This is a genomic window from Pedobacter sp. AK013, from assembly GCF_014205835.1.
GTDB lineage: Bacteria > Bacteroidota > Bacteroidia > Sphingobacteriales > Sphingobacteriaceae > Pedobacter.
In genome coordinates, this window is the sequence record NZ_JACHCQ010000019.1 from 40729 (window position 1) to 53850 (window position 13122).

Annotated in this window: 8 protein-coding genes; 1 reads left to right on the forward strand and 7 read right to left on the reverse strand. The window is 39.9% G+C overall.

All coding sequences use genetic code 11. The features are described from left to right. Positions 1–3: 3 nt before the first annotated feature. The 7 genes from HDC90_RS13805 to HDC90_RS13835 form a co-directional block, all read right to left on the reverse strand. Complete coding sequence (locus HDC90_RS13805; protein WP_184467280.1) at positions 4–906, reverse strand: AraC family transcriptional regulator; 903 nt, start codon at positions 904–906, stop codon at positions 4–6. 360 nt (positions 907–1266) lie between these two features. Further along, a complete protein-coding gene (locus HDC90_RS13810; RefSeq protein ID WP_184467282.1) occupies positions 1267–2508 on the reverse strand; it encodes an FAD-binding oxidoreductase in 1242 nt (413 codons plus the stop codon). A gap of 39 nt (positions 2509–2547) precedes the next feature. Further along, positions 2548–3549 (reverse strand): 4-hydroxyproline epimerase, encoded by a 1002-nt coding sequence (locus HDC90_RS13815; RefSeq protein ID WP_184467284.1) that lies wholly within the window; start codon positions 3547–3549, stop codon positions 2548–2550. After that, entirely contained in the window at positions 3542–5128 is a 1587-nt protein-coding gene (locus HDC90_RS13820; RefSeq protein WP_184467286.1) for an aldehyde dehydrogenase (NADP(+)), read from the reverse strand. Before HDC90_RS13820 ends, HDC90_RS13815 begins: the two co-directional genes overlap by 8 nt. 14 nt (positions 5129–5142) lie before the next feature. Continuing rightward, positions 5143–6060, reverse strand: a complete 918-nt coding sequence (locus HDC90_RS13825) for a dihydrodipicolinate synthase family protein (protein WP_184467287.1) — start codon at positions 6058–6060, stop codon at positions 5143–5145. Between the two features lie 336 nt (positions 6061–6396). Then, on the reverse strand, positions 6397–8067 hold the full coding sequence (locus HDC90_RS13830) for a M1 family metallopeptidase (protein ID WP_184467289.1): 1671 nt from the start codon (positions 8065–8067) through the stop codon (positions 6397–6399). 677 nt (positions 8068–8744) lie between these two features. Continuing rightward, positions 8745–10142, reverse strand: coding sequence for an aminopeptidase P family protein (locus HDC90_RS13835; RefSeq protein ID WP_184467291.1), 1398 nt, complete (start codon positions 10140–10142; stop codon positions 8745–8747). A 247-nt stretch (positions 10143–10389) separates the two neighbouring features. Between HDC90_RS13835 and HDC90_RS13840 the strand changes: the two genes are divergently transcribed. After that, positions 10390–12756, forward strand: coding sequence for a glycoside hydrolase family 127 protein (locus HDC90_RS13840; protein ID WP_184467293.1), 2367 nt, complete (start codon positions 10390–10392; stop codon positions 12754–12756). Positions 12757–13122: the final 366 nt, after the last annotated feature.

Below are 13122 nucleotides of genomic sequence, written 5' to 3' on the forward strand. Positions count from 1 at the left end.
GGCTTAAGCGCCTATATAGCTCACCCTGCTTACACTATTATAAGTATCGATATATGCCCTTGGCGATTGACCGATAATACTTTTAAATACCCTATTAAAGTTGGTAATACTATTGAAACCAGCTTTATAGGCTACCCCTGAAATACAATCGGCTTTTTCTCCTGATATAAGGCTTTTACAGGCATCGTTAATTCTCACTTCATTTAAAAATGATACAAAAGTATGTCCGGTATGTTTCTTAAAATACCTGCAGAAAGCCTGTGGAGTCATAAACGCAGCATTGGCTACATCTTCTAACGAAATTTGATTGTTGTAGTTTTCGGTAATGAAGTTAATAATCTTACTTAAACGCATACCTTCGTTTTCGGTTACGTTAGAAGAATACATATCCGAACATAACGATTCTACATGCTCATTTAAATCCTGAAGGCTGTTAACCAATTTCAGAAAGTTAAATAACACATCAACTCCCGATGCCTGGTGAACATTGAAAATTTTGGTTACCATGTTTTTAGTAAAAGCAGCCGGAATTTTAAAACCATGTTTGTTTTTAGCTAAAAAAGCACTGGCCATCTTCATTTCAGGAAGATTAAACAAAGCAGCTAAAATACCGTTCGGATTAAAATAAATAGAACAGGCTTTGATGGTTTTGTTACTATCGGCAGCAAAATATTCGGGGTTGCTTTTAAATAAATGCGGAAGTTTTGCCCCGATTACAAAAATATCGCCCGATCGGAAAGCATGCATATCATTCCCTGCAATTAATGTCCCCTCTCCTTTTTCAATGTAAGTAATCTGCCATTCATCGTGGCGGTGCAGATATTGGTAAAAATAAGGCGATTCAATATGTTCCGATATCACACTTTTATCATCAGGAACAAGCATGGTAAATGGTAATACTTTCATGGTTAAGTTAGTTTGGTTTGGTTGCTGATTATGAATTGAATGTATAAATATTAACTCAAACAAACCAATAAAACTTAAATAAGGTTAAAATTCTGCTATAATTTGATAATATATGACGGATTTTAGCAGGGATTCGGCAGTTCCTAAACCACTATACATTTAGTTAAACTACTGTATAGCAACATCTAAATCGATTAATCCGAATTATTACCGAGTCAAACATGAAAGGTTTTTAGGTTAAATAGTCCGATATGTTGGCTGGATTTATAATACGGGCCAATATATTATGGATTTTTAATCCACTAATAAAGAATCGAAAACATTGAAGACGGGATTACAAATCCCGACTAACAGCGTGTATTATCGAACTACTGCAAATGGCTCTATTTTTAGATCAGTAGTCATGCCCGAAACAATCTGGCTAACCAACAAACCTGTTGCCGGGCCTAAACTTAAACCCATCATACCATGGCCGGTAGCGATGATTAGATTTTCTCTTTTTTTGCTTCTGCCAATGTATGGCAAACCATCTGGTGATGAAGGACGGAAACCATACCAGATATCTTTTTCTGAAGGAAGTGCAGGTTTTAAATCTGGAAAATACGCTGGAACCGATTCTACGATCCCTTTAACCCTTTGCATATTAATCCGGGTATTAATTTTATCCAACTCCATTGTACCGCCGTATCTAATCTGTCCATTCATTGGTGTTATAGCCACCCTGGCTTCACATAACAATGCCGGAATAGTTAAACGCTGCTGAGGTTCTGGTTCCATAAAAGAATAACCCTTACCTGGCATTAAAGATATTTTAACATCGGCCATTTTAGCCACCGCAGGCGACCACGAACCAGTTGCCAGAACATATTGGTCGGCTTCCCAGGCAGTACTACCCGTAAAAACCTTAGTAATACGATTACCAGCCACCTCAATTTTATCAACCGCTTTGCCACGTTCTATCCTTACCCCATTGTTTAGTAAATACTTAAGCAAAGCATTCATCAATTTTGTTGGATAAAGGTGTGCATCGCAACGATAATGTACCGCTCCTAAAACATCTAACTTTAAATCTGGCTGTAACGCACGGCATTCGTCGGCAGTTAACACAGCCATGTCTAAGCCTAACTCAATTGCCCTTGTAGCTAAATGTGCTTCTTCTTCTCCCGCTTTTTCTGTTTTATAAAATGCCAGAATACCATTATTGGTTAATTCGAATTCGAAATCAGGCTCTTTTGCCAGGCTTTCATATAGTTTTTTGCTTAATAACGATAAATCGCGTAATGGCGCTGCCGATTGATTTACATGTTTTGCAGTGGCATGTTTCATAAATTTCAAACCCCAATTAATGAGGCTTCCATTTAAAGACGGACGAACATAAAAAGGGCTTTTGCTATCAAACATCCAACGGATACCTTGCTTTATCATACCCGGTGCCGCTAAGGGTACAAAATGGCTTGGTACAATCATCCCTGCATTGCCAAATGAACAGTTGTCGGTAATATCTCCTTTATCCAAAACTGTTACTTCGTAGCCTTTTTTCTGCAAATAATATGCTGAAGTTAAACCTACTATTCCACCGCCTATAATTAATACTTTCGACATTCTTTTAATTTATACTGCTGATATTCTTTTAAAAACTCACTAAATCACTTGAAATCCATATGCATACGGATCATCTTCGGCATCTATTTTAATGGTATTATAGCCATAAATTTTTGCCCAACCTTCTACACTTGGTATAATGGCATTAATTCCATTCAGATCTACAACTTCTTCTACTCTTCCAATAAACTTGCTGCCAATAAAACTTTCGTGGATAAAATCTTCTCCCTGTTTTAGTTTTCCTTTAGCAAACCACTGTGCCAAACGTGCTGAGGTACCTGTTCCACATGGCGACCGATCAATAGCCTTATCGCCATAAAAAACTGCATTCCTGGCGGTTGATGTGGGGTCGATTGTTTTACCGGTCCACAATACATGGCTACAACCATTTATCGTTGGGTCTAACGGGTGCACAAAAGTGTATTGTTCGTTAATGCGTTTTCTAATGGTCTGGCTCCAGGTAATCAGTTGTGCAGCGGTATAGTTTTCCAGCCCAGGAAAATTTTCCTGCGGATCTATAATAGCATAAAAGTTACCACCATAAGCTACATCAAAAGTAAGTAAGCCTAAATCCGGGCATTCTACTTCTAAATTTTCGGCGGCCAGATAAGAAGCTACGTTTTTCAACTTAACCGATTTAACCTTTTTACCTTCCTGTTTATATTCAATTAAAACCAATCCGGCCGGGGCCTCCATTCTGATTACACCTGGTATTTTGGGCTGAATCAATCCTTCTTCTATAGCAATGGTAATAGTACCTATAGTGCCATGGCCACACATGGGAAGACAGCCACTGGTTTCGATAAAAAGCACAGCTACATCATTAGCGGGATCATGAGGCGGATAAAGAATACTGCCCGACATCATATCATGCCCGCGTGGCTCGAACATTAAACCTGTTCTAATCCAATCGAATTCTTTCAAAAAATGCTGACGTTTTTCGCTCATATTCGAGCCAATAAGCTGAGGGCCGCCGCCCGCAACTAACCTAACCGGATTTCCGCAAGTATGTGCATCTACACAAAAAAAAGTTTTACTCATGAGATTTCGTTAATTTTTGATTTACCGTTCTGAAAATGCCCAGAGGATTTCCATCTTTCAATTCATCTGGCAACAATTCCTGCTCCCAATCCTGATAAGCCAGCGGTCTTACAAAACGATTGATTGCAGTAGAACCAACAGAAGTAAAACGGCTATCGTTAGTAGCAGGAAATGGCCCGCCATGTTGCATAGCAGCACAAACCTCTACGCCCGTAGGCACACCGTTCAAAATAATCCTTCCGGTTTTATCAGTCAACTTATTTACCAAAGTCTGGTAGTGCTGAAGTTCCTGTTTTTCGGCCATTAAGGTTACGGTAAGTTGTCCTTCCAGTACATCAATTGCTTTTTCAAGTTCAGCGATATCGTTAGCTACCACTAACAATGAATATGGCCCAAAAATTTCTTCGCGGAGTTTTGGGTTCCTGATAAAGTCAGCTACACTTACCTGAGCAATTTTGGCTTTAGATTGATTTTTTAATTCATTATTATTCAAATCAGATATAGCTATTATCTCAACTCCTTCTTCATTTATAATTTCCGTAGAAAGTTTACCATAATTACCTGCAATACCTTCGGTTAGCATGGTTGCTGAAGGAACGGCTGCAATTGCTTCATTTAAAACGGCTTTAAAATTTTCTAGTGCTGGTGAGTGAACCGCCAACAATAAACCCGGGTTGGTACAAAACTGACCGGCGCCCAAAGTAATTGATGCAGCATATTTTTTAGCCAGTTCTTCTGACTGATTTTCTATCGCCTTTGGAAGAAAGATTACCGGATTAATACTTCCCATTTCGGCAAACACCGGGATAGGTTGCTCACGCTGTTGTGCAAGATTAATTAAGGCCATCCCGCCTTTAAACGAACCTGTAAACGTTACTGCTTTGGTTAATGGATGCTGAACCAAGCCAGCACCGATTGTATAACCATCATCATACAACAAAGAGAAAACACCTTTAGGCATTCCCGTTTTCTCGGCAGCTTTGATAATGGCACCACCTACCAAAGCACTGGTTCCGTAATGCGCGGGATGTGCTTTAACTACCACCGGGCAACCAGAAGCTAGTGCCGAAGCTGTATCGCCACCTGCAACAGAAAAAGCAAGTGGAAAGTTACTTGCACCGAAAACGACTACCGGCCCGATTGGGATCAGCATCCGTCTAATATCAGGCCGTGGTAAAGGCTGTCTTTCAGGTAGTGCAGTATCGATAATTGCATCAACCCAGGAGCCTTCGGCAACCAGATTGGCAAATAACCTTAACTGCCCTGTTGTTCTGCCGAGTTCGCCCTGTAAGCGACCTAAAGGTAAACCGCTTTCTGCTGTGGCCCTGTTTACCAGCTCTTCGCCAATATTGGTGATTTCATCGGCAATGGCATTTAAAAAAGCAGCTTTAAGATCTTTGTTTAGGCTTCTATAGCTTTGGAAAGCCGATGTTGCCGATGTTAAGGCATCATTAACAAGATTATCGTTCGCTTTAAAAAATTCGCCATCAAGCGTTAATCCCGTTGCGGGATTAACAGCTTTAAGGCTTCTTTCATTAACTTCTATATAGGTGCTGGCTACAATATTTTTTCCGTTCATATTTGATTTTTAAACTATTTCCCCCAGCTACCTGCAGGTAATTCCGGACGAACAGCTAATGCATCGTTAATAATTTTCAATACTTTTTCTCTTTCTGCGCCACTTATTGGTAAACGCGGTGCACGAACAGCTTCGGTTCCTAATCCGGTTGCTACCTCTGCCAATTTAATATATTGTACCAATTTTGCATGAATATCCAACTCAAGTACTGGTAAAAACCAACGGTAAATGGTTAGCGCCTCAGCAATGCGGTTTTCTTTAATCAGCCTGAAAATAGCCACTGTTTCTCTCGGGAAAGCATCAACCAAACCTGCAACCCATCCATGCGCACCCATCACAATACTTTCCATCGCTAATGGATCTACTCCAGTAAAGATTTTGAAACGATCGCCAAAACGGTTAATCAATCGGGTCACATTTGATACATCCCTGGTTGATTCTTTAATGGCCTGGATATTATCGTATTTGGTTAACACCTCAAACATATCCAAGGTTACTTCGATTTTATAATCAACAGGATTGTTATAAATCATAATTGGCAGGTTGGTACTTTCTGCAATGGCACCAAAAAAAGCCAAAGTTTCGTCTGGAGCAGCGTTATAACGCATTGGTGGCAACAACATTAAACCTTGTGCACCAAGCGATTCGGCTTTTTTAGCTACTTCGATTGCTTTTTTTGTAGTCGACTCTGCAATGTTCAATAAAACCGGTACGCGGCCATTTACCACGGTTAAAGTGTGCGATAACAGACCAAACTTTTCTTCATCGCTTAGTACACTGGCTTCGCCAAGTGACCCACCTAAAATTATCCCTTCAGCACCTGCTTCTAATTGCGCTTCGATATTTAAATCGAAAGCCGGAAAATCTAACTCATCATTTGCCGTAAATTTTGTAGTTACAGCAGGGAAAACCCCAGTCCATTTAATACTCATTGTAATGTTATGTTTTAATAAATATGTTCAAAAAATTAATCCTGGCCTTTAATCCAAAACCGGGTGTAATTGGCAAGCATCATTTAATCTAATTATCGGCGATAACGTCATATAAACGATATTCAAAGTTAGATGATTGCTAAGCAGTAATATTATTGGATTTTAACCGATATTGGCCATAAATACGCCATTTGAATCAGACATAATTGATTAAGAAAAGCCAGGGAGCATTGTAAAGGAAATGAGATATAACAAAAAAAGGTATCCTTCCGAAAAAGAACACCTTAATAGAATCTACAGGATAAATAACCTCCTCTTGCGCTGTCTATTTCACTATTATTTTGTATTTTTCACCTGTAGGTAGTACATAAATTCGATACCCGATTTTGTAAAAAGAGCATTCTGCCCTTTGCCCAACACAATCTGCTGCCAGTTTTGGGAAGGAATAACCTTAAGCGTTTTAATACCTACTTTTTTTAGGGTTAAAGGCAGATTGAAACCTTTAACACAATTGCTGTAACGATAAAAGGCCTTGCCATCTTTCAGGTAGTATTCAAATGTTGGAACCTGCACCGTACGCAAATATTGATCAAAAACCTTTGAAAAATTGTATCCTGCTTTTTTAGAAATATAGTTTTCGATCTGACCCGTGCTTACCGTTTTATGGTAAAAGGTTTGGTTAAGCCCGCGCAATATCGCTCTAAAAAGTTCGTCGTTATTTAAACTATGCCTGATAGCATGGAGCATGTTTCCGCCTTTTGGATACATATCGCCACTGCCCTGCGCATTTACACCATAAGGCGGAATAATAGGGCTATCATTTTTGATGCCTTTTCTAATTCCAAAATTGTATTCATTACCGGCTTTATTGCCAAAAATATAATCTACAAAAAGTGTTTCGCTATAATTGGTAAATCCTTCGTGCACCCACATATCGGCCAGATCGTTAGTGGTAATATTATTGCCAAACCATTCGTGCCCGCTTTCGTGAATAATAATAAAATCCCACTTTAAGCCCCAACCATCGCCAGACATGTCTCTACCTCTATAGCCAAACTTATAACCATTGCCATAAGACACTGCCGATTGATGCTCCATGCCAGTGTGCGAAGCATCTATCAATTGGTATCCATCTTCATAAAAAGGATACGGGCCAAACCAATACTCCATACTTTTCATCATTTTATGCACCTGATCGGGCATATAGGTTTTAGCTTTAGCATAATTGTAATCAAGCACCCAATAATTAACGTCTAATGCACCTTTTTCGCCCGCATATTTCTCCTTAAAATTAACGTACTTGCCAATGTAAGGGATAATACAATAATTACTGATGGGATTTTTAACATTGTACTGGTAGGTTGTTGTGCCATCATGATTATCCTTTTTAAATACCAGGCGCCCATTACCCACCGCTACCAATGTATCAGGAACTGTCATCGTTAAGGAAGCCCCCAAATCAGGTTCGTCGCTTTGATGATCTTTATTTGGATACCAGACTGAAGCGCCCAAGCCCTGGCAGGCCACCGTCATCCACGGACGTGAAAGCGAATCGGTAGTAAAGATAAAACCGCCATCCCAAGGTGCCCTCTTGGCCTGATGTACCTTTCCGTGGTAAAAAATATGGACGTTATTCAGTGCAGATAATTTTTGCGCCGGGACATGCACATACCAAACACTGCCAACATGTTCAAATTTTAATTTGTTACCTCCGTTATATAAAACGCTATCAATAATTAACGGCTCCTGCAAATCGATCTGCATCCGGGTATTACCATTATTATGCTGCATTACTTTGTATACGATTTTATTTGAGCCTGTAATACTCTTATCATTATAATCGGGCTTAACCGAAAGTTCGTAACGTTGTACATCCCACCAGGTCCTTTCGGCATTTAAGCTTCCCCTTAAGGTATCGGCCAAAGTGTAAACCTTTTTTGGTGACTGTGCAAAAAGCAGGGTACTAAACGTTAAGAAAAGCAGGGTTAAGGAGGTTATTTTTTTCATATCTTTTTGCTGGTTATCATGTTACAATAGCGTATTATTCATTTGAAAAGCAGTTCCAGTTTTTCATCGGTTATCGCAGTCCTGCTATCCCTCCTGCTCCGATGAAGAATCGGGAGCATCCGTTCTATCAGGTTTATTTAACCGGGGTTCTGTGCTTCTGCCGAGGTATCTAGCCCTGACAGCAGCGGGCATTCTGATCCTTTACCGATAAATCGGCACTGAATTAGCATCGGAATAAAGCGGATGGCAGGACTATCCTTTAAAAAAATCGAAAAACCCTGCGCTCCAAAACAAAAAACATTTGTTATTTTAAAAGATCTATGTTCACTTTAATGGCTCTTTACTATTTGGTTATTTAGCAAAATATTCATTTGAAAAGCAGTTTCAGCTTTTCATCGGTTATGGTAGTCCTGCTATCCCTCCTGCTCCGATGAAAAATCGGGAGCATCCGTTCTATCAGGTTTATTTAACATCAGTTTGTGCTAAACACCCAGCTTCCTGTTCCGCGCTTGAGGCCAGAGTTTTTAGCCACGACAGCAGCGATCATTCCGATCCTTTACCGATAAATCGGCACTGAATTAGCATCGGAATAAAGCGAGTGGCAGGACTATCCTTTAAAAAAAGCGAAAAACCCTGCGCTCCAAAACCAAAAACAGTAAAACCTTTCTGATAAATTACTAATAAGCATCGCTTCTAATCGATTCAATTTCATCCGTAGTTAAGGCTAAATGCTTTCCTAACATCCGGTTTCCATTTTCGGTAACCAAGAAATCGTCTTCCACCCTAATACCGCTAAAGTTTCTGAACTGCTCCAATTTATCGTAGTTAATATATTCGGCAAACTGGTTCGCCGCTTTCCAACGGTCTATTAGTTCAGGGATAATATAAACACCCGGCTCAACGGTTAATACATAACCTGCCTCTAGTGCTTTGCCCAACCTTAACGATTTTAACCCGAACTGGGTGGTGTTTTTAGTCAATTCATCAGTATAACCTACGTACTGCTCACCTAGATCTTCCATATCGTGTACATCCAGCCCCATCATGTGCCCTGTTCCACATTGAAAGAACATGGCATGTGCACCGGCCTGCACGGCATCGTCTATATTACCTTTCATCAGGCCAATATCTTTTAAACCCTGTGCCAACATTTTACACGAAGCCAAATGCACATCTAAATACCTTACACCCGGTGCCAACAGGTTTTTAGCATGGGTATAAGCGTTTAATACAATATCATAAACATCTTTTTGCTCGGCACTAAATTTCTTGCCTACAGGAAAAGTACGCGTAAGATCGCCAGCATAGCCTAAAGTGGTTTCTACACCAGAGTCGTTTAAAACCAGCTGCCCGTTCTGAAGCTGATTACCATGGTAATGGTTATGCAAAATTTCGCCACGAACGGTCAAAATAACCGGATAGGCCAGGTTACCGCCAGAAGCCAATGCAGCGCCCTGAATTTTAGCCGCAAGTTCGCGTTCGTACATTCCAGGTTTTGCCTGTTGCATTACCATTAAATGAATATCGGCCGATATTGCTGCTGCACGATCCAACTCTTCAATTTCTTCGACAGCTTTAATTGATCGTTGTGCCACAACGGCTTTAATAAAGCTTAGCGATGCTTTTTCTTTAAGCAGATGGATAGGCAAATTAAGCCAATTGGCCAATTTAATTTTATTCTCTGAGCGGTAAGGGGGTAAGAAATGAACCTGGCGCTTTTTGTCCTGGTATTGCTTAAGATAAGTATCCAGCTGCGCTAAGGGCAGCACTCTGGTCAAGCCAGCATCCAAACTTTTTTCTTCTAGGGTTTTCTGCCTGCCCATCCATACGATGTCATCAATCCCCATTTCGTCACCGAAAAGAATTACCTGATCTTCATCCAGGTCTACAATAGCGCCCAATGATGGCTCACTAATCCCGAAATAATATAAAAAGGTACTATCCTGCCTAAAATGGTAGGCATTGTCCTTATAATTCATCGGGCTCTCTTCATTACCCAAAAAGAGTAATATTCCAGAATTTATCTTTGATTTTAATGCTGCTCTTCTTTGGAGGTATACTTTCTTTTCAAACATATTTTTTTTGTTAGGCAAATATCCCAAAAGCTTATTTCATTCAATAACAATTAAGCGCAATGGCTAAAATATGAGGAGTATCTGCAAATTATAAGCTATGGATATGGCATAAAAATCACAATAAATTTCATCTTAACGAAAAAGAAAGGTAAAATCTGCACAATAACGGCAAATTATGGGGCCTTTATCTTCTTGGCAATTGCATAATTTTAAACGGTTAAAACATCAAAAAAACAACCTAACAATTATGAATTATTACCTTGGTAAAAGCTTGCTCAGCTGTGCGCTCTTTTTTGCGCTTAGTGCTAATGCCCAAAACTACGTTCCTCATTTTAACGATAGCCGCATAAAGGTTAAAAATACCACCCCCATTAAAGCCTATGCTTTCGATCTCTCGCAGGTAAGCCTCCTGGAAAGTACCTTCAAGAAAGCTATGAAAGCCGATGAAGCTTATCTATCTGTTATCGATGCTGACCGTTTACTTTCAGGCTTTAGAAAGAACGCAGGCTTAACACCAAAGGCTAAAATTTATGGCGGATGGGAAGGAGATGGTTTGGCCGGGCATTCGCTGGGGCATTACCTTTCGGCAATATCTATGCAATATGCATCGGGCAGAAACCCTGCTTTTCTAAAAAAAGCAAATTATATTGTAGATGAACTGGCTGAGTGCCAGAAAGCCAGAAAAAGCGGCTATTTAGGTGCTTTCACCAATGAAGATAAAATTTGGGGCGAACTGGCAAAAGGCCATGTTAAAACCGGCGGATTCGACCTGAACGGCGGCTGGGCACCATGGTACACTGTACATAAAATTATGGCAGGTTTGCTAGATGCCTATCTATACACCAACAATAAAAAAGCATTGGGTGCCTGCGTGGCATTGGCCGATTGGACGGGCACCACCATTGGCGGTTTAAATGAAGAACTTTTACAAAAAATGCTGTTTTGCGAATACGGCGGCATGGCCGAGACACTGGTTAACCTATATTCTATTACCGGAGAAAAGAAATACCTCGATTTATCTTACAAATTCTACGATAAACGTATACTTGATCCATTGGCGCAACAAACAGATATTCTTCCGGGAAAACATTCTAATACACAGATCCCTAAAATTATTGCCAGTGCCAGGCGCCACGAAATTACAGGCGACCAAAGGGATAAAACCATTGCCGATTTCTTTTGGAAAACCATTGTTTATCACCACTCTTATGTAACTGGTGGAAACAGTAACTACGAATACCTGAGCGAGCCGGATAAACTGAATGATAAACTGACTGAAAACACCACCGAAACCTGTAATACCTACAATATGCTCAAACTTACCGGGCACCTGTTTGCAGAAAACCCATCGGCCGAACTGTTTGATTATTATGAAAAGGCACTATACAATCATATACTGGCTTCGCAGAACCACGACGATGGTATGACCTGTTATTTTGTACCGCTACGCATGGGCGGAAAAAAAGAATACAGCGATAAATTTAACACCTTTACCTGCTGTGTAGGAACCGGTATGGAAAATCACGTTAAATATAATGAAAGCATTTATTCGAGAGGAAGTGATGGGAGTTTATACGTGAATCTTTTTATTCCTTCGGTTTTAGATTGGAAAGAAAAAGGAATAAAAATTACCCAACAAACGGCTCTACCAGAAGGAGACCAAACGAGTTTAACTGTTAACTTAGCCAAACCTTCAAAATTCTCTATCCGGGTAAGAAAACCAAAATGGTCTGTCGAAACCACCATTGCGGTGAATGGGCAGTTGCAAAAAATCGTGCCAGATGAAACCGGTTATTATGTGATTACCCGCAGCTGGAAAAATAATGACAAAATAACTTATGTAACTCCAGAGAAACTGTACACGGAAGCCATGCCAGATAATGCAGACCGTAGGGCTGTTTTTTATGGTCCGGTGCTATTGGCTGGTATTTTGGGCACAACAGAACCCGACCCTGTTAAAGGCGTTCCGGTATTTGTAAGTGCCAACAACGACCCGAAAGATTGGTTAAGTGTAGTGAATAAACAAGACCTTCAGTTCAAAACCAATAATATTGCTCAACCTCAAGATGTTACATTGGTTCCGTTTTACCAAACCAAAAACCAATACTACAGTGTTTACTGGGATGTATTTACACCAGAAAAATGGACAGTACAACAAAAAATATACGATGAGCAAAAGCGCAAAAGAAAAGAATTGGAAGATAAAACGACTGATGTATTCAGGTTTGGCGAAATGCAGCCAGAGCGTGATCATAACTTTACCGCAGCCAAAGAATATATGGGCGAAGACCATGGCAGTAAGTGGCGTGTTGCGGGTGAAAATGGTTTCTTACAATTTGAGGTGAAAGTAGATCCTGCTTTGCAGAATACAATCATTGCTTCTTACTGGGGCATGGATAACCGTGGCCGGAATTTCGATGTGCTGGTTGATGGTGTAAACATTGCCACCGAAGATCTGAACAAATATAAAGAAAGTCGCTTTTACGATATTTCCTATAAAATCCCTGTTGAATTAACCAAAGGCAAAAATAAGGTAACCGTAAAATTATTCCCTAAAGCAAAAAACAGCGCTGGCCCTATTTATGGGGTAAGGATAATTAAAGAAAGTTTGTAAATAGTACTAGTAATTTTTAGCCACGAAAACACGGCGATTTCAATAGTCCGCGTTTATAACACGGACTATTGAAATCGACATTTATAATGTGGCAATAACAGTTACCCGTTAGGGGAATAAAATCGCCATTCCCGTTCTTCCTAGTTGCAAAAGAACTCGGTTGGAAAAACTTTTTAGAAAGATGACAATCTGCAAAATATCGTTGTTGCGAGAAAGCCTTTTTAGCCCATGAAGCAGCGACGATATTTTCAAAGAAATCTGTAATTATGAGCGCAGCGAAGAACCTACCTTAAATTAAATGGACAATATTACTTTAATAAAGCATAATAATTTATTAATCAAAAAATTAAAGTATTTGATTTAAAG